General features: G+C 64.8%; 15 protein-coding genes. 14 read left to right on the forward strand and 1 reads right to left on the reverse strand.

The window, feature by feature from the left end:
* Positions 1-22 precede the first annotated feature (22 nt).
* From U1E26_07785 to rpoD, 14 genes are all read left to right on the forward strand, one after another.
* Positions 23-1,279: a hemolysin family protein gene (locus U1E26_07785; protein ID MDZ4169541.1), complete on the forward strand. Its 1,257-nt coding sequence runs from the start codon at positions 23-25 to the stop codon at positions 1,277-1,279.
* Positions 1,272-1,694, forward strand: a complete 423-nt coding sequence (gene cdd / locus U1E26_07790; protein ID MDZ4169542.1) for a cytidine deaminase — start codon at positions 1,272-1,274, stop codon at positions 1,692-1,694. The genes U1E26_07785 and cdd overlap by 8 nt, the downstream gene beginning before the upstream one ends.
* On the forward strand, positions 1,694-2,623 hold the full coding sequence (era, locus tag U1E26_07795; protein MDZ4169543.1) for a GTPase Era: 930 nt from the start codon (positions 1,694-1,696) through the stop codon (positions 2,621-2,623). The genes cdd and era overlap by 1 nt, the downstream gene beginning before the upstream one ends.
* Positions 2,620-3,312: a deoxyribose-phosphate aldolase gene (deoC, locus tag U1E26_07800; protein MDZ4169544.1), complete on the forward strand. Its 693-nt coding sequence runs from the start codon at positions 2,620-2,622 to the stop codon at positions 3,310-3,312. Before era ends, deoC begins: the two co-directional genes overlap by 4 nt.
* 22 nt (positions 3,313-3,334) lie before the next feature.
* Positions 3,335-4,084 (forward strand): DNA repair protein RecO, encoded by a 750-nt coding sequence (gene recO / locus U1E26_07805; GenBank protein ID MDZ4169545.1) that lies wholly within the window; start codon positions 3,335-3,337, stop codon positions 4,082-4,084.
* A 78-nt stretch (positions 4,085-4,162) separates the two neighbouring features.
* Positions 4,163-5,086, forward strand: coding sequence for a glycine--tRNA ligase subunit alpha (gene glyQ / locus U1E26_07810; protein MDZ4169546.1), 924 nt, complete (start codon positions 4,163-4,165; stop codon positions 5,084-5,086).
* Positions 5,083-7,155, forward strand: a complete 2,073-nt coding sequence (glyS, locus tag U1E26_07815; GenBank protein ID MDZ4169547.1) for a glycine--tRNA ligase subunit beta — start codon at positions 5,083-5,085, stop codon at positions 7,153-7,155. The genes glyQ and glyS overlap by 4 nt, the downstream gene beginning before the upstream one ends.
* 2 nt (positions 7,156-7,157) lie before the next feature.
* A complete protein-coding gene (locus U1E26_07820) occupies positions 7,158-7,973 on the forward strand; it encodes a pyruvate, water dikinase regulatory protein (GenBank protein ID MDZ4169548.1) in 816 nt (271 codons plus the stop codon).
* Positions 7,974-8,074: 101 nt separating this feature from the next.
* Positions 8,075-10,795, forward strand: a complete 2,721-nt coding sequence (gene ppdK / locus U1E26_07825) for a pyruvate, phosphate dikinase (GenBank protein ID MDZ4169549.1) — start codon at positions 8,075-8,077, stop codon at positions 10,793-10,795.
* A gap of 58 nt (positions 10,796-10,853) precedes the next feature.
* Positions 10,854-11,192: a hypothetical protein gene (locus U1E26_07830; GenBank protein MDZ4169550.1), complete on the forward strand. Its 339-nt coding sequence runs from the start codon at positions 10,854-10,856 to the stop codon at positions 11,190-11,192.
* Positions 11,193-11,244: 52 nt separating this feature from the next.
* A complete protein-coding gene (locus U1E26_07835; GenBank protein ID MDZ4169551.1) occupies positions 11,245-12,273 on the forward strand; it encodes a deoxyguanosinetriphosphate triphosphohydrolase in 1,029 nt (342 codons plus the stop codon).
* 118 nt (positions 12,274-12,391) lie between these two features.
* The gene (locus U1E26_07840; GenBank protein MDZ4169552.1) at positions 12,392-14,491 is read left to right on the forward strand and encodes a sodium-translocating pyrophosphatase; all 2,100 of its coding nucleotides are present in this window, start codon (positions 12,392-12,394) and stop codon (positions 14,489-14,491) included.
* 133 nt (positions 14,492-14,624) lie between these two features.
* Positions 14,625-16,445 carry a DNA primase gene (dnaG, locus tag U1E26_07845; GenBank protein ID MDZ4169553.1) on the forward strand — a complete coding sequence of 607 codons (1,821 nt, stop codon included), beginning with the start codon at positions 14,625-14,627 and terminating at the stop codon, positions 16,443-16,445.
* A gap of 325 nt (positions 16,446-16,770) precedes the next feature.
* Complete coding sequence (rpoD, locus tag U1E26_07850) at positions 16,771-18,066, forward strand: RNA polymerase sigma factor RpoD (protein ID MDZ4169554.1); 1,296 nt, start codon at positions 16,771-16,773, stop codon at positions 18,064-18,066.
* 178 nt (positions 18,067-18,244) lie between these two features.
* On the opposite strand, the gene U1E26_07855 is transcribed toward rpoD, so the two are convergent.
* A partial coding sequence (locus U1E26_07855; protein ID MDZ4169555.1) for a transposase occupies positions 18,245-18,387 on the reverse strand: 143 nt, incomplete at its 5' end.

The raw sequence follows: 18,387 nt of genomic DNA on the forward strand, positions 1-18,387 counted from the left end.
GCGTTCAGGAGGCAGTTCGCGCGTGATACCCGTAGTGGTTGGCATGTGGGTCGTTCTTATGGTGCTGTCGACGGTACTTTCCGCATCCGAGACCTCGGTGCTGTTGCTGTCCGTCGGGCGAGTTCACCGTCTGGTGGAGGCCGAGCGAAAAGGCGCACTTTCTTTATACAAGCTCGCGGATGGCAGACACCGTCTGCGGGCCGCATCTGAGCTGCTGGCCGGTCTGGCGTATGGGGCCGGTTGGTTCGCGGGATGGGTGGTCGGCACGTCGTATGAAGGCGCACTATCCGGAGGAGTTCTCGGACTGCTCGCCGTAGTCGTGACGTACTCCGTGGCACAGGCTCTGCCGCGGACCCTCGCCGTGACGAACCCCGAGCCCATCGCCCTCGATTCAGCGCCCATCGCCTGGTCACTCACCCGAGCCATCTATCCGGTCGCGGCGCTGCTCGGTGCTCCGTGGAAGTGGGGGATCGCGCTCACCGGCGCCGAGCGTCCGTTTTCGCCGTGGGCGGTCACGCCCGAGTGGCGGGGCTCGGTGGAGTCCGAGGAGCACGCCGAGCGTGAAGAGGCTGAAGAGGCGCTGCTCGAGGCGGTGTCTGACTTCGCCGAGAAGGTCGTTCGTGAGGTCATGGTGCCGCGCACCGACATGCACGCGCTTGAAGACACCGCGACCGTTGCTGAAGCGGTGGCCCTGATCTCGCACACCGGCGTGTCGCGCGTGCCGGTGTATCACGAGACCATCGATGACGTGCGCGGGATGCTCTACGCCAAGGATCTGCTCACGGCTCTGCAGGAGGGCTCCGACGCTACGTTGGCAAGCCTCGCTCGAAAGCCGCACTTCGTGCCTGAGACCAAACCCGTACAAGAGCTCCTTGTCGAGATGCGTGCCACCACCCACATCGCCATCGTGGCTGACGAGTACGGTGGTACCTCCGGCCTGGTGACCCTTGAGGATCTACTCGAGGAGATCGTCGGTGAGATCTCAGACGAGTACGATCGGGAGGAGCTTCTCATCGAAGAGCTGGGCGAGGGGCGGTTCCGTGTCGATGCGCGCCTACCCGTCGATGACCTCAACGAGCTGTTCGGCACTGACCTGGAGATCGACGCGGATTCGGTGGGTGGCTTGTTCACCGAGGTCGCTGGGCACATTCCTGAGGTAGGGGAGTCGGTGCAGCTCGAAGGCTTGCGATTGACTGTGACCGTGCTGGAAGGGACCCGGATTCGCCAGCTGTGTGTCGAGCCGGCGGGTACGGGCGGAAACGGAGACGATGATGCGTAATCTCACGCAACCTGACCTGGTTCTACTCGCATTCGCGCGTGAGGCACAGGAGAGGGCGTATGCGCCCTACTCGATGTTTCGCGTCGGTGCTGCCGTCTACACCGAGGAGGGCGAGACGTTCCAGGGTGTCAACATCGAGAACGCGGCCTACGGTGCCACCATCTGCGCCGAGCGCTCGGCGCTGGCTGCAGCCGTCTCGGCGGGCTTCAAGAACATCGCCGCCGTCGCGGTCGTGGGTGATTCGGACGCGCCCACCGTCCCGTGTGGCTGTTGCCGGCAGGCTCTGGCCGAGTTCAACCCGGAGATGCGCGTCATCATGGGCGGTCAGCACGACGACGTCATGGTCATGACGCTCGACGAGCTGCTACCCGAGGCGTTCGTCAGCGCTTACCTCGATCAAGACGAGACCACCTAGTGACGAAATCCACGCCCGCTCCGGACGCCGCGATCCGTTCAGGCTTTGTGGCGCTTGTGGGTCGACCCAACTCCGGGAAGTCCACCCTGACCAACGCGCTTGTGGGAAGCAAGGTCGCCATCACGAGCGATACGCCGCAGACCACGCGCCACCGCCTGCGGGCCGTGATCAACCGCGACGACGCCCAGGTCGTGCTCGTCGACACCCCCGGACTGCACAAGCCGCACGACGCGCTCGGCGAGGAACTCAACAAGAGCGCGCTCAAGTCGCTTGAAGATGTCGACGTGGTGGCGATGCTCGTGGACGCCACCAAGCCCGTCGGCGGCGGCGACCGGTGGGTGGGCGAGCATGTGGCGCGGGCGCGGGGGGTGGCCCACCGCATCCTCGTCATCACCAAGGCCGATATCGCCAGCGCCGAGCAGGTAGAGTCCCAGCTGGTAGCCGCACGCAAGCTCGCCACCTTTGAGGAAGAGGTCGTCCTCTCGGCGGTCGAGGGGTTCAACATGGAGGGCTTCTACGAGTCGGTTCTGCGCTTCCTTCCCGAGGGCCCGCGCTGGTTTCCTGCAGACATGCCCACCGACCAATCGCTCGAAGTCATGATCGCCGAGTTCGTGCGCGAGAAGATTCTGCGAACCACCTTCGACGAAGTCCCCCACGCCGTCGGCGTGCAGGTTGAGGAGCTGGAGAGCTTTCCCCGGAAGAATCTCACCAAGATCTGGGCGGTCATATACGTGGAACGCGCCAGCCAGAAGGGCATCATCATCGGAAAGGGAGGCGAGGCGATCAAGTTGATCGGTTCGCAGGCCCGTGTGGATCTCGAGCGCCTTATCGGCACGCAAGTGTTCCTGGAGTTGACGGTCAAGGTCAAGAAGGACTGGCGTCGAGACGCCTCGCAGATTCGACGATTCGGGTACGGGGAGGGGCTGTGAGTTCGGTGGACGTAGTCACGCTGGCACACGCTATCGATCAGACACTCCTGAAGCCGACCGTGGGCATGCAAGCGGCGGCCGAGTGGATGGAGGGCTCGCGCACCCGGGGTTTCGCCACCCTGTGTGTCTCGCCGTTCCTCGTCCCTCTTGCCGCTCAGCGTCTAGCCGGTGGCGTCACCGCTGTGTGCTCGGTTGCGGGGTTCCCGCTGGGCTATGCGCTGACCGAGACGAAGGTCGAGGAGTCCATTCACCTGGTCGAGCTGGGGTGCGCGGAGGTTGACATGGTGATGAACATCGCCGCGTTCCTCGAGGGCGAGCACGAGTACGTGCGCGATGACATCGAGGCCGTCGTCAGAGCCGTTGATGAGGCCAGCGAGGGGTCCGGTCTGGTGAAGGTGATCCTTGAGACGGGACACCTCGATGAGGACCAGGTCGCGCGTGCCAGCGCCCTGTGTGCCTCTGCCGGGGCGGCTTTCGTGAAGACCTCGACGGGGTTCGGTCCGCGGGGGGCATCGGCCCGCGACGTCGAGATCATGCGCGCCGAGGTCGGGCCGGAGCTTGGCGTGAAGGCCGCCGGCGGCATCCGCGATCTGGATACCGCATTCGAGATGCTCGATGCGGGCGCCAACCGACTAGGTACGTCGAATGGTATCGAGATCCTTACTCAGGCCGCCGCGCGCGGGCTCTGACGGCTTCACTCACTGAGCGCCGATGCCAGCCTATCCCCTGACCGCTCTGGTGCTGCGCAAGACCAAGCTCGGCGAGACTGACGTGATTCTCACGCTCATGGCGAGCGACGGCACTCAGGTCCGCGCGGTCGCCAAGGGGCTGCGCAAGCCGGGGTCACGATTCGGCGCCCGCCTCGAGCCCTATAGCGTGGTCGATCTGCTGCTGCATACCGGCCGGTCTCTTGAGACCATCTCCGAGGCCCGCACCGTGGTTGCACACGCCGGGCTGCGCGAGGACATCGAGCGCTCCGCCGCCGCAGCGGTCGTCGCAGACGTGCTCGACAAGATCGCGGTCGAGCGGCAGACGGAGCCCCGACTCTTCGGCCTGGCGTCGGCCACGCTGGACGCGATGGAATCGTGCGAGCCCGAGGCCGTTCACGCGCTCGTCGTCGCGTTCCTGCTCAAGGCGATGGCGATGCACGGCTACCGCCCTGAGCTCGAGTCGTGCGCAGCGTGTGCCTGTGCCGCGACTGACGGGGGCACGTTCTCGGTAGCGCACGGTGGCGCGCTGTGCCCCGCTTGCGGTGAGCTCGACCCGAGCGCACTGCGCGCGCCCGATGAGGCTCGCGCCTGGATGGCGCACCTTCTGGCTTCGACGATGGCTGACATCGCCGCCGATCCTCCTCCACCCGCAGCGGTGTCTGACTGCTTCGTCCTCGTACGCGCCTTCATCAGCTACCACCTGCCGGCCCGATTGAGGGCTTTGGACTACTACGCGGGCATGCTGGGGTAGGCACAAAGGGTCATGTAAGATGTTCCGACACCCTCAGGCGAGGGGTTCGCGATCATGTCACGAGGGAGAATCGGAACCATGGGTACGCTGACCTTCCAGGACATCATTCTGGGTCTGTCACGCTACTGGGCCGACCAGGGATGCGTTGTTCTGCAGCCCTACGATACCGAGGTGGGTGCCGGTACGTTTCACCCGGCCACGACGCTGCGATCGTTAGGTCCCGACTCGTGGTACACGGCCTATGTGCAGCCTTCGCGGCGCCCCACCGACGGACGGTACGGCGAGAACCCCAACCGCCTGCAGCACTACTACCAGTACCAGGTCATCCTCAAGCCGAGCCCGGACAACGTGCTCGACCTGTACTTCGACTCCCTGCGCGCCATCGGTATCGAGCCTGCGGAGCACGATATCCGCCTTGTGGAAGACGATTGGGAGTCTCCGACACTGGGCGCCTGGGGTCTGGGGTGGGAGGTCTGGCTCAACGGCATGGAGTGCACGCAGTTCACCTATTTCCAGCAGGTGGGCGGGTTCGAGTGCCGCCCCGTTCCCGCTGAGATCACCTACGGAATCGAGCGCCTCGCCATGTACATCCAGGGAGTGGACAGCGTCTACGACCTTGTGTGGTCCAAGGCTCCTGACGGGACGGTTTTCACCTACGGGGACGTGTTCTTGCGAAACGAACAGCAGTACTCCGCATACAACTTCGAGGTGGCCGATGTGGACATGCTGCTCTCGCTGTTCACCACGTACGAAGGCGAGTGCAAGCGCACTCTGGATGCCGGCTACGTCCTTCCCGCGTACGACTACGTGCTCAAGTGCAGCCACGCCTTCAACCTGCTCGACGCGCGCGGCGCTATCAGTGTCACCGAGCGTCAGGGCTACATACTGCGCGTACGCGCACTGGCCAAAGCGTGCTGCGCGGCCTACATCGATCTCATCGCGCCCCCGCAGGACGACGATGCCCGCGATGCGGAAGCATCGAAGGGTGGTGATGCATCGTGAGCGCCCGTCAGCTTGTCTTCGAGATCGGCACCGAGGAACTTCCTTCAAGCGCCGTGTACGCGGCCATCGAGCAGCTGCAGGTGGCCATACCCAAGGCGCTTGATGATGCGCGCCTCGGCTACGACGGAATCGCGGTGCTGGCGTCGCCGCGCCGCCTTGCGGTTCTTGTGACCGACCTGTCCGAACAGCAGTCAGACGCAGTGACCGTGGCGAAGGGCCCCTCGGCCAAGGCCGCGTTCGGTGCGGATGGTGCCCCGACACCCGCGGCCATCGGGTTCGCCCGTGGTAAGGGTGTGGATGTCAGTGCGCTTGAGGTTCGCTCAGACGAGAGCGGCGAGTATGTCTACGCCACGGTCGAGACGACCGGCGGACCCACGAGCGAGGTTCTCCCGGGGCTGCTTTCCCGGGTAGCCGAGAACCTCGAGTGGGCGAAAGCGCAGCGGTGGGGACACGGCACCGCGCGTTTCCCGCGGCCGGTGCGTTGGCTGTTGTGCCTGTACGGCACCGACGTGATCGAGGTCGCCTTCGCAGGACTCACCTCAGGACGCACGACGTACGGGCATCGCTTCTTGCGGCCGGAGCCGATCGAGCTCACTGCCGCGTGGGAGTACACCGAGAAGCTCGAGGCGGGATGCGTGCTGGTGGATCACGAGCTCAGGGCGAAGGTTCTACGCGAGGGTATCGCTGCTGCGGCGACAGAGCATGACGCGCGAGCCGTGGTTCCCGACAAGACCTTTGCCGAGGTGGTCAATCTGGTGGAGTGGCCCACGGTGGCCGTCGGCACGTTCGATGAGGAGTTCCTTGAGGTACCGCGCGAGATGCTCGAGCACGCAATGGGCTCGCACCAGCGCTACTTTCCCCTGGAGCGCGCCGACGGCTCGCTCGACAATCGGTTCCTCGTCGCTCACAACGGGGCGCCGGGCCAGACGGTGTCGATCGTGCGCGGTCACGAGCGGGTGATCCGCGCGCGCCTGTCGGATGCGGCATTCTTCTACCGTGAGGATCTGGCGGTGCCGCTTGAGCAGTGGCTGACGCGCCTCGACACGGTGGTGTTCCAGGAGAAGCTGGGCACCTCTGCCGACAAGGTGGCGCGCGTCGAGCGGCTGACGGCACGACTCGCCGTGATGGTGGATGCTCCTGCCGATGAGGCTGCGTTCGCCGTGCGCGCCGCGCACCTCGCCAAGGCCGATCTGGTGACGAACTGCGTCGTCGAGTTCACCGACCTGCAAGGGACCATGGGCCGCTACTACGCGCTGGCGGCGGGCGAAGAGGCGCAGGTTGCTGTGGCCATCGAAGAGCACTACCGCCCTCGTTTCGCGGGCGATGCGCCGCCCACGACGATCGCCGGCCGGCTCGTCTCCATCGCAGACAAGGCCGACACGATCTGTGGGATCTTCGCCGCGGGGATGCCTCCGAAGGGCACCTCGGATCCTTTTGCGCTCAGGCGAGCCGCCATCGGAATCCTGCAGATGATGATCTCGGGCACGCCGATCACGCTCCAGGTCCTCATCACCGAGGCGCTTGAGCCACTGAGCTCCTCCGTCGTGTTCGACACCGACGCAGTGGGCAGCGCCGTGAGGGAGTTTCTCGTCGGGCGATTCGAGACGATTCTGCGCGATCGGGGTCATGCCTACGACACGGTGAGCGCGGTGCTTGCGGTGGCTGCCGACGATCCGGCGGACGCACTGGCTCGTTGCGAGGCGCTCACGTCGTTTCGCGCGTCGAGCGATGCCATGGAGAACCTGTCAGTCGCGTTCACTCGTGCGAGGAATCTAGCCAAGCCAGAACTCGGCGTTGCCTACGAGCGAGAGATCATGGGTGCTGAGGAGATCGCGCTCGCCGACGCGCTCGACAGTGCCGGGGCCGAAGCGGACCAGCTCGTTGAACAGCGCGCGTACTCGGCGTTGCTCGACTCCTACGCCGGTCTTCGTACACCGATCGATGCGTTCTTCGAGGCTGTTCTGGTCATGGACGAGGACGTCCAGAAGCGGGAGAACCGCTTGAGGCTTCTCAACCGCTTCGTCGCCCTCTTCGAGACGTTCGCCGATTTCGGGCGTCTGGCCGGCTGACGGTGCCCGAGTCGATCTCGATTCATGTGATTTCGGACTCGCTGGGCGAGACGGGCGAGATGGTCGCGCGCGCAGCCGCTGCTCAGTTTGCCGAGAACGCCTTCATAATCGAACGTTTGACCAAGATCCACACGGCCGAGCAGCTTCGCGAAGAGGTCAGGTCCCACTGCGGACATCACTGCATCTTCTTCTACACGCTGGTGGATGCGTCGCTTCGCGCCGAGATGGAGCAGTTGTGCGCAGAGGGCGTCAACGGAGTGGACCTGCTCGGACCTTCCGTCGTACTCATCGAACGCGTCACGGGTCTGGCCCCTACCGGCGAGGCCGGAGGGATTCGCAGGACCGATGCCGACTACTTCGACCGTATCGAGGCGATGGAGTTCGCTGTCAAGCACGATGACGGCAGAAATCCCGAGGGGCTTGCCGAGGCCGACATCGTGCTCATCGGTGTGTCGCGCACGAGCAAGACTCCCCTGTCGATGTATCTGGCGTTCAAGGGCTGGCGGGTGGCCAACATCCCGCTCGCGCCTGGCATGGCACCTCCGCCCGAGCTCTTCGAGGTCGATCCGAGGAAGGTCTTCGGGCTGGTCACCAGTGTTGACGTCCTGCTCGACATTCGCCAAGTACGCATGCGAGAGATCGGCGCAGTCGTCCGGGGCTACGCTGAGCGCGAGGCGGTGGAGAAGGAGCTCGAGGAGGCGCGTGCGCTGATGAGGTGTATCGGGTGCATCGTCGTCCACACCGACAACCGCGCTGTCGAAGAGGCAGCGCAGGAGATCGTGCGCCAGGTGGAGGGCGGCCAGAGGGTAGGGGACTGAAGAGACAACGGCCGCAGGCCGCGTTCGGCGCGTTACACGTTGGAAACGACTACGGTATGATTCGAGGTCACGCTGGCCCCGAACGGATGAGGGAGATAACGTTGTCCGAGACCAAGCGCGTGTTCGCATTCGGTGGGGGGACCACTGAGGGCAACAAGTCCATGAAGTTCATACTCGGCGGCAAGGGTGCGAACCTGGCCGAGATGGCCAACATGGGTCTGCCCGTTCCGCCCGGCTTCACCATCACCTGTCAGGCATGCATGGAGTACTACCACGCCACGCCCCCGGCGTTTCCCGCCGGGTTGTCTGAGGAGATCGCCGCCCACGTGGCTGCCCTTGAGGCCAAGATGGGCAAGCGCCTTGGGGACGACAACGACCCTCTGCTCGTGTCGGTGCGCTCGGGCTCACCGTTCTCGATGCCGGGCATGATGGACACGGTTCTCAACCTGGGGCTCAACGACACCTCAATTCAGGGGCTGATCGCGCAGACGGGCAACGAGCGTTTCGCGTGGGACAGCTACCGGCGTTTCATCCAGATGTTCTCCAAGGTGGTGCTCGACGTCGAGGGAGACCTCTTCGAGAACGCCATCACTCGGATGAAACTGGACTGCGGCGCCGCGAGCGATACCGACCTGTCTTCCGAGCACCTTCGCGAACTGGTGGATACCTTCAAGGCCATCGTCTCGAAGCATGTTTCGGCTGACGCGTTCCCGTCGCTTGCCGTCGGCGGCACGGTCGCCTTCCCGCAAGACGTGGCTTCGCAGCTTCACCTTTCGATCGAGGCGGTCTTCAGAAGCTGGATGAACGATCGGGCGGTCTACTACCGCCAGATGGAGAAGATCGCCGATGACCTCGGCACCGCCGTCAACGTCCAGACGATGGTCTTCGGCAACAAGGGCGAGACCTCCGCAACCGGCGTCGGCTTCACGCGCAACCCGGCCGACGGCACCAACGAGTACTACGGTGACTTCCTCACCAACGCGCAGGGCGAAGATGTCGTTGCCGGCATCCGCATCACGCGTCCAATCAGCGAGCTCAAGACGGTAGCGGGACTCGAGGCGGCCGGCGTTGAGCTCGACGGGGTGTTCGCTAAGCTCGAGTCTGAGTACCGCGACATGTGCGACATCGAGTTCACCATCGAGCAGGGCACGCTGTGGATGCTCCAGACCCGCGTGGGCAAGCGGACCGCGCGCGCTGCGCTCAAGGTGGCTATCGACATGGTCAAGGAAGGCATGATCACGCGCGAGGAAGCCGTCACGCGCATCGATCCGAGCCAGCTCGATCAGCTCCTTCACCCTCAGTTCGACACGAAGGCCACCTACGACGTGGTTGCCAAGGGGCTCAATGCGAGTCCGGGTGCCGCGGTGGGCGAGGTCGTGTTCTCGAGCCCCGATGCGGTGGCCGCTAAAGCCGAGGGTCGAAAGGCGATTCTCGTACGGTGGGAGACCAACCCCGACGATCTGGCGGGCATGGACGCGGCGCAGGGCATCTTGACGAGCCACGGCGGCAAGACGAGCCATGCGGCGGTCGTCGCTCGCGGCATGGGCAAGCCCTGTGTGTGCGGCGTCGAGAAGCTCAAGATCGATGCCGAGGCCAAGGTGGCCCGCTTCGCCGGCTCCGACGTCGAGTTGCACGAGGGTGACCTGATCTCAATCGACGGCACGACCGGAATCGTCGTTCTGGGTGCGGTCTCTCTGGTCGAGCCGGAGGTCACGGGCGACTTCGACGAGATCCTGGCGTGGGCCGATGAGTTCCGTACGATGGGCGTTCGCGCCAATGCCGATACGCCTGACGACGCGGCCCTCGGCCGCAAGTTCGGTGCGGCAGGTATCGGACTGTGCCGAACCGAGCACATGTTCCTGGGCGACCGCAAGGACATCCTCCAGCGCTTCATCCTCGCCGAAGAGGGCGACGGCGTACGCGATCAAGCCCTCAAGGAGCTCTTGGATGCGCAGGTCGGCGACTTCCTCGGGATCTTCGAGGCTATGGACGGCCTGCCTGTCACCGTTCGTCTGCTCGACCCGCCGCTGCACGAGTTCCTCGACTCTCCGCGCGAGCTGGAGGTCGAGATCGTGCGCGCCGAACTGTCGGGCGCGCCGGCAGCTGAGCTGGTGGCTAAGCGCAAGCTCCTCGCGCAGATCGACTCGATGGTCGAGATGAACCCCATGCTGGGCTTGCGCGGATGCCGTTTGGGCATCATGCATCCCGAGCTGTACGCGATGCAGGTTCGGGCTATCACGATCGCCACGTGCGAGCTCAAGAAGGCCGGCAAGGACCCGCGCCCCGAGATCATGATCCCGCTTGTCAGCGTCAAGGCGGAGCTCGAGATGCTGCGGGCCGAGAGCGTACAGGTCATCGCCGATGTCTCCGCCGAGCAGGGCGTCGCTGTGGACATCCCGATCGGGACCATGATCGAGCTGCCGCGGGCGGCTGTGACCGCTGATGAGATCGGTGAAGTGGCCGACTTCTTCAGCTTCGGCACCAACGACCTCACTCAGACCACGTTCGGCTTCTCGCGCGACGACATCGAGAGCAAGTTCCTGCCGCGATACCTGGAGCGCAAGGTGCTTCTCCGCAACCCGTTCGAGACGATCGACGACGGCGTGGCCACGATGGTCAAGATCGGATGCGAGAAGGGCCGCAGCGTCAATCCCACGATCAAACTGGGAGTGTGTGGCGAACACGGTGGAGACCCGGAATCCGTGCACATCTTCTTCGAGATCGGGCTCGACTATGTGAGCTGCTCACCCTACCGGGTGCCGCTGGCCAGGTTGGCGGCCGCCCAAGCCGCTCTGCAGGCCGGGGGAGCGGGTAACGCGTAGAGAATCAATGGAAGGGCCCGGCCACACAGCCGGGCCCTTCGTGCAAGAGGGGACTGACGTGAGAGGCACGAGGCTTTGGCAGGCGGCGGGATCGCCCCTCATTCAAGGGCGCTCGCGTGCCTTCGTGCCGTACTGGCGTCATTTCGTGTTTGCGCTCGCTGCCTGCGGTGTCATAGTCGCCGTGTACGATGTGGCGACGTCCGCTGGTCCCCAGATGTCGCTCGAAGGCTTCCTTTCGGTCGGTGCCTCCCTGGTGGCTGGGCTCGCGTACGGGTTCGTTCCCGCGGCGGTCTCGGTAGGGATCTTCCGTCGACTGAACACGCGCCACGTCTGGTTTGCCGCGGGACTGTTCTCCGCCGTGCTGGTCGGCGCGGCGCGACTGGTGTGGCCGCTGTGACGTTTCGGCCCGCTCGTTTCGCGTGACCGCTCTAGAAAGGGATCGATCGCTGATGACCATACGTGCGACATGGGAGGCCCGCGAGCGCGCGACGCTCTCGGTGAGGGCCGCGTTCTCGGACGCCACGCGGGGGCGCGAGCGCCCGGTGGGCGAGGACACCTACCGCACCGACTTCCAGCGCGATCGCGACCGCATCATCCACTGCAAGGCGTTTCGGCGCCTCTCGCACAAGACGCAGGTCTTCCTGGCGCCTGAAGGCGACCACTACCGGACCCGACTCACACACACCCTGGAGGTCGCTCAGATCGCGCGGTCGATCGCCCGTGCATTGCGGCTGAACGAGGACCTCACGGAGGCCATCGCGCTGGGTCACGACCTGGGGCACACCCCCTTCGGTCACACGGGTGAGGACGCGCTGTGCCACGCGCTTGAGGAGATCGGGGACGTCTACCCCTGCGTCCCGCATCCGTTCAAGCACAACCTCCAGAGCCTGCGCATCGTAGAGCACCTCGAGTACGAGGGGCGGGGGCTGAATCTCACGTGGGAGGTCCGAAACGGCATCCGTTGCCACACCGGCTCGGAACGCGCGGCCACTCTTGAGGGCCAGATCGTCGCCATCGCGGACCGCATCGCCTACGTCAATCACGACGTCGACGACGCGATCAGGGCCGGCGTGCTGACCGAAGAAGAACTGCCGGCCCGACCCACGGACGTCTTGGGGCACACTCATGCTCAGCGCATAACGACGCTGGTCGAGGACCTCGTCGCGACGAGCGAGGATTCCGACGTCATCACCATGAGCGACCCCGTGATGTCTGCGATGCTCGAGCTCCGGAGCTTCCTCTTCGACAACGTCTATCTCTCCAGCGCGGCCAAAGCCGAGGAGCCCAAAGCGTATGGCGTCGTGCGGACGCTGTTCGCGCACTACCTCGCGAACCCGGGCGATCTGCCGGTGGACGAACAGCCGGATGACGACGACGGGCTGGTGCAGGCGGTCACTGATTATGTCTCGGGTATGACGGACCGCTTCGCCATCCGAACCTTCCAAGAGATCATGGTGCCCAGCCGCTGGCGGGCGTGAGTGTGTTTCTTCTGTGTTGCCGCACCATGGACGGTCGTATATCATCGCGTGAGCATCGAGGGGCGGAGCGCATAGACGCGCTTGCGCATGCAACAACCGGGAAGGGAGACGCACATTCATGGCTGATTGGATAGCATGGCTCGCGCCCGCATCCGCTGCACTGGGAATCGGGGTCGCGATCTACTTGGCGACTTGGGTTCTCAAGCAGGATCCGGGCAACGAGAAGATGCAGGAGATCTCGAAGGCGACACAGGAGGGCGCACTGGCGTTCCTGCTGCGTGAGTATCGAGTCCTTGCGATCTTCGCGATCGTGGTCGCGGTCATCATCGTGGTCGTTCCCGCGATGCCGCCGCTCACAGCGGTCGCATTCCTGACAGGAGCCATCCTGTCCGCGGCTGCCGGCTACTTCGGCATGTACGTCGCGACCAGGGCGAACGCCCGTACCGCGCAGGCGGCAACCGAGGGCATCCACAAGGCCCTCAACGTCGCCTTCCGTTCCGGTCTTACGATGGGACTCACCGTAGCCTCCTTCGGGCTGGGTGGTATCTCACTGTGGATCATCACCATGCTCCTCACCGGGACGAATCCGGCCGAGAACGTCTTCATCGTCAACGGCTTCGCGATGGGCGCGAGCTCGATCGCGCTGTTCGCGCGTGTGGGTGGCGGTATCTACACGAAGGCGGCTGACGTCGGCGCCGACCTCGTGGGCAAGGTCGAGGCCGGTATCCCCGAGGACGATCCGCGCAACCCTGCAGTCATCGCCGACAACGTCGGTGACAACGTCGGCGATGTGGCCGGCATGGGCGCCGACCTGTTCGAGTCGTTCGTGGGCTCGATCCTGGCGCCGGTCGTCCTTGCGATCTCGCTGTGGGGCATGACCACCGGGTTCGATTCCATGGACTTCCGCTACGGCGCCACCGCGCCGCTGCTGATCGCCGCTGTCGGCATCGTGACGTCGATCTTCGGCCTGTTCGCCGTCCGCGCCAAGGAAGGTGCCAACCTTCACGAGGCGCTCAACATGGGCACCTACGTGGCGGCCACCCTCCAGCTGGGTGCCATGGGCTTCCTGTTCTGGCACTGGTCCAGCCGTGAGGGCTCAGACCCCGCCCGCATGTGGTTCTTCGGCGCGGTCGTCGCGGGCCTTGCCGCCGGTATCGCCATCGGCAAGATCACCGAGTACTTCTGCTCGGATCACTTCCGTCCCACTCAGAAGATCGCTGAGGCGTCCGAGACCGGGGCGGCTACGAACATCATCGCGGGTCTGGGTACCGGCATGATGTCCACCGCTGCGCCGATCTTCGTCGTGTGCGCCGGCATCATCGTCTCGTTCCTCGCTGGTGAAGCCGCAGCCCCGGGCGGCGGCATCTACGGCATCGGCCTCGCCGCGCTGGGTATGCTCTCGATCATCGCCATCACGGTGGGCGTGGACGCCTACGGCCCCGTCGCCGACAACGCCGGCGGTATCGCCGAGATGGCGCACATGGGTCCGGAGATCCGCAAGATCACCGACTCGCTCGACAGCGTCGGCAACACGACGGCCGCCATCGCCAAGGGCTTCGCGATCGGCTCGGCCGGTCTCACCGCCCTGGCGCTGTTCGTGGCGTTCCGCACGCAGCTCGCCGCCGGCGGTATCGTGATGAACATGGGACTCGACAATCCGTACGTCATCGTGGGCCTGTTCATCGGTGGCATGCTGCCGTTCCTCTTCGGCGCTCTGACGATGAACGCTGTGGGCCGCGCGGCCTTCTCGATGATCGAGGAAGTCCGCCGCCAGTTCCGCGAGATTCCCGGCATCATGGAAGGCACCGGCAAGCCGGACTACGCCGCCTGTGTCGACATCTCGACCAAGGCCTCCCTGCGCGAGATGGTCGTCCCCGGCGTCATCGCCGTGGCCGCTCCGCTCCTTGTGGGTATGGTCTCGGTGGACATGCTCACCGGTCTTCTCGCTGGATCGCTGGTGACAGGATTCCTGCTGGCAATCTTCATGGCCAACGCCGGTGGCGCGTGGGACAACGCGAAGAAGTACATCGAGGGTGGCAAGCACGGCGGCAAGGGCTCTGATGCCCATAAGGCCGCCGTCGTCGGCGACACCGTGGGCGATCCGTTCAAGGACACCTCCGGTCCGTCGATGAACATCCTCATCAAGCTCATGACCGTCGTGAGTTTGGTCTTCGTGCCCCTGTTCATCTCCTTGGGTGGCGGGTTCCTGGGCCGCTAGATCTGCGTAACCAGTACTGCTGATCGCCGGGTGCTCCCGGGTGCCGCGAGGTGCCCGGGAGCCTCGTCGTCTCGACGGGCGGGTGTGTAGGTGCGCTGCGCCCGGGGAACGGTGACATGTGAGAGGGGGTCGAGTGGGTCGCATCAGTGACGAAGACGTCGCGCGCGTGCGTGATGCCACTGACCTTGTCTCGCTCGTCGCAGAGCGCGTGCCTCTGAAGCAGAAAGGGCGTCTGTTCTGGGGCAACTGCCCGTTCCACGGCGAGAAGACGCCGAGCTTCAAGGTTGATCCGGGGCGGCAGGACTGGCATTGCTTCGGTTGCGGTGCGCACGGCGACGCCTTCGGCTACCTCATGCGTATGGAGAGCATGGACTTTCCTGACGCCGTGCGGCTGCTCGCCGATAGGGCCCGGGTGGAGATCCATGAGTCCGAGGGGGGAGTGCCTCGGGGCTACAAGGATCGCCTGTACGCGGTTCTTGCCGAGAGCGCCGACTTCTACCATAAGTCGCTGGTCGGATCGCGTGAGCAGGGGGCGACCAAGGCCCGAGAGTACTTGAAGCACCGGGGTTTTGGCAGCGAAGTGGCCAAGCGGTGGCAGCTGGGTTTCTCGCTCGGGCGGGGTTCGTTGGTTCGACACCTGACCCAGGCGGGCTTCACCCCTGAAGAGATGGTGGACGCCAACGTGGCCCTACGGGGCGACGACGCCTCGCTCAAGGATCGATTCTACGAGCGTGTGATGTTCCCGATCTCCGACATCCAGGGGCGCATCGTGGCCTTCGGAGGGCGCGTCGTGGGCACCGGCGAACCCAAATACCTCAATACCAACGATACGCCGGTCTTTCACAAGTCGGCCAACATGTACGGCATCGAGCGCGCCAAGGCCGCGATCACGTCAAGCGGGGATGCCGTGGTGGTCGAGGGGTATACGGACGTGATCGCACTGCACGAGGCGGGTGTCCAAAACGCTGTGGCGACTCTAGGCACGGCTCTGACGCAGCAGCACGTGCGACTACTCGGGCGATTCGCCCGCAGGGTGGTCTACCTCTTCGACGGCGATGAGGCCGGTATGCGAGCCGCGGATCGCGCGGTGGAGTTCGTCGACCGGACGCTCACCCCCGAGGCGGGTGGCGGCCGCGTGGATCTTCTGGTGGCGATGCTGCCCAGTGGCACCGACCCCGCGGACTATGTGGCTGCGCAGGGCGTTGACGCGCTGGGCTCGGTCGTTGCAGCCGCGGAGCCGCTGTTGCAGTTTGCCATCGACCGTCGGCTGGCACGGTGGGACCTTGATCGTCCCGAGGAACGCGCCCGTGCGCTGACCGAGGCTGCTGCCGTGCTCGCGCCCGTCAAAGATTCCATCCTCGCGGATGACTACGCTAACTACATTGCGGATAGACTGTTCGCGGACTTCACCACGGTGAAGCGTGCGATCGGCAAGGCGACGGCCAGTCCGAGGCAGGCTGAAGAGGTGGCCGCGGTTGCACCACGATCGAAGTCAGGGCTTCAGCCGCCGGTTTCGGGCGAGGCCAAGGCTGAGCGAGACACCGTAGCCTTGCTCGTGAGGACGCCCTCGCTGCGGGGGAGGGCACAAGAATTGCTTGCTGAAGGGCTCGTGTCCGACGTGTTCTATATTCGGATGCTCGAAGCTGTTTTGGAGGCTCCGCCCGCAACGACATCGGGCGAGATGATCGAGCTCATAGAGCAGCGAGTGACCGGTGCTAGTACGGTCCTGGGAGCCGCAGAGGCGCGTGATTCGGGTATTGAACCGGAAGCGCTGTTCGATTCGCTTGAGTCCAGTCTCAAGGAGTTTGCCTTGGAGAGGCGAATTGCGGCAGCGAAGGGTCTGGCCCGTAGCGAGGAAGTAGTCAAGGACCCGGCTCGATATGACGAGATATTCAGGGAAGTGTCAGAGATGCAGCGTCAGCTGGACACCCTGAAGCGATCCAGAAGGACCTGAACGTCCGTACTCTGTGAGGAGAAGCGTGACCGAGAAGCCCGACGAGATTCCGGCGAAGAAGCCCGGACCTGCGAAGAAGCCCGCCGCGAAGCCTGCGGCCAAGCCGGCGGCCAAGCCCGCCGCGAAGCCAGCGGCCAAGCCCGCAGCGAAGCCCGCCGCGAAGCCGGCGGCCAAGCCGGCGGCCAAGCCTGCCGCGAAGCCCGCCGCGAAGCCTGCAGCGAAGACCGCGGCGAAGCCAGCAGCGGCAGCGAAGCCGGCGGCAGCCAAGCCCGCGGCGAAGCCTGCCGCGAAGCCGCGCGTGAAGCGTCCGCCGCTGCCTCCCGAGCTGGCGGTCATTCCTGAGGTGCTGAGCCTCCTGCAGGCCGGCGCCGCCAAGGGAAACGTCACTGACGAGGAGATCCAGGACGGACTGGGCGCCCTCGATCTGAGCGACGATGTCGTCGATCGGGTCTATGCGCATATCAAGGAGTCCGGTATCGACATCGTCGAGGACCCGTCGCACGTGATCGACGCCGACGAGGTTGCCAATGTCGTCGCCGCAGCGGAGGCAGACGTCGCCGAGCCCGTTGAATCCGAAACCGACGAAGTCGACCCGGACGTGGCGGCGGTCGAAGCGGTTGAAGCCGAACTGCCCAAGCCCGCGGCTAAGGCGAAGAAGAAGCCCAAGAAGCGCGTCACCGACGCATCCGCTCTCGCTCCGCTCACCGGCGACCCTGTGCGGATGTACCTCAAGGAGATCGGCAAGGTGCCGCTCCTGACGGCCGCACAAGAGATCGACCTGGCGATGAAGATCGAGGCCGGGCTTGAGGCTGCCGCGCGGCTTGATGATGCTGAGGACTCCGGGAGCCCGTTCGACCGCGCTGAGAAACGGCGCCTGCACCGGGTCGAACAGGTCGGAATCGACGCCAAGCAGCAGCTCGTGGAGGCGAACCTTCGTCTGGTGGTCTCTATCGCCAAGCGCTACGTCGGACGGGGGATGCTCTTCCTTGACCTCATTCAGGAAGGCAATCTCGGCCTGATTCGCGCAGTCGAGAAGTTCGACTACACCAAAGGCTTCAAGTTCTCTACCTACGCCACCTGGTGGATTCGCCAGGCCATCACCCGTGCCATTGCCGACCAAGCTCGCACGATCCGTATCCCGGTTCACATGGTCGAGACCATCAACAAGCTGATTCGCATCCAGCGGCAGCTGCTCCAGGAGCTCGGACGCGAGCCCACGCCTGACGAGATCGGCGAGAAGATGGAGATGACCGCTGAGCGCGTTCGCGAGATTCTCAAGATCAGTCAGGAGCCGGTCAGTCTCGAGACGCCCATCGGCGAAGAGGAAGACAGCCAGCTCGGTGACTTCATTGAAGACGGCGAGGCGGTCGTGCCGCCGGATGCGGCGAGCTTCTCGATGCTGCAAGAGCAGCTGGGCAAGGTGCTTGATGGCCTGATGGAGCGCGAGCGCAAGGTCATCGAGCTGCGATTCGGTCTGATCGACGGCCACCCGCGCACACTCGAAGAGGTCGGGCGCGAGTTCGGCGTCACGCGTGAGCGGATCAGGCAGATCGAGAGTAAGACGCTGTGCAAGCTCCGCCACCCCAGCCGGTCGAGCAGGCTGAAGGACTACCTGGAGTAGCCGCAATACGCTGTGGATAACGAAACGAGGGCCCCGCATGCGGGGCCCTCGTCAGACTGCTGACAAACCCCCGCCGATCTCCGGGTCGACGGGGGTTTGCGGTCTTCTGGGGCGGAATCGAGGAGGTTGCGGGCAATTCGCGGGCGCAGCGCTTCGGCGGAGAGGCCCCTTTCGGCCCTCAGGTGAGCGCGAAAGCCAACTTCTTGATGTTCTGGGCCGCTGCGGTCAGCAGGCACTGCTCTGAGACCCGCTCGATCCCCCGCATCCTGCAGTATCTGAGTCCGTGGAGCTCCTTGGCATCTGCGAAGGAGCGCTCGACCG

The organism is Coriobacteriia bacterium (genome assembly GCA_034370385.1).
GTDB lineage: Bacteria > Actinomycetota > Coriobacteriia > Anaerosomatales > PHET01 > JAXMKZ01.

Excerpts from the sequence above, each read along its gene's own strand:
- cdd (MDZ4169542.1), top strand. The coding sequence starts at position 1,272 with ATGCGTAATCTCACGCAACCTGACCTGGTTCTACTCGCATTCGCGCGT.
- recO (MDZ4169545.1), top strand. The coding sequence starts at position 3,335 with ATGCCAGCCTATCCCCTGACCGCTCTGGTGCTGCGCAAGACCAAGCTC.
- glyQ (MDZ4169546.1), top strand. The coding sequence starts at position 4,163 with ATGGGTACGCTGACCTTCCAGGACATCATTCTGGGTCTGTCACGCTAC.
- U1E26_07835 (MDZ4169551.1), top strand. The coding sequence starts at position 11,245 with ATGACCATACGTGCGACATGGGAGGCCCGCGAGCGCGCGACGCTCTCG.
- U1E26_07840 (MDZ4169552.1), top strand. The coding sequence starts at position 12,392 with ATGGCTGATTGGATAGCATGGCTCGCGCCCGCATCCGCTGCACTGGGA.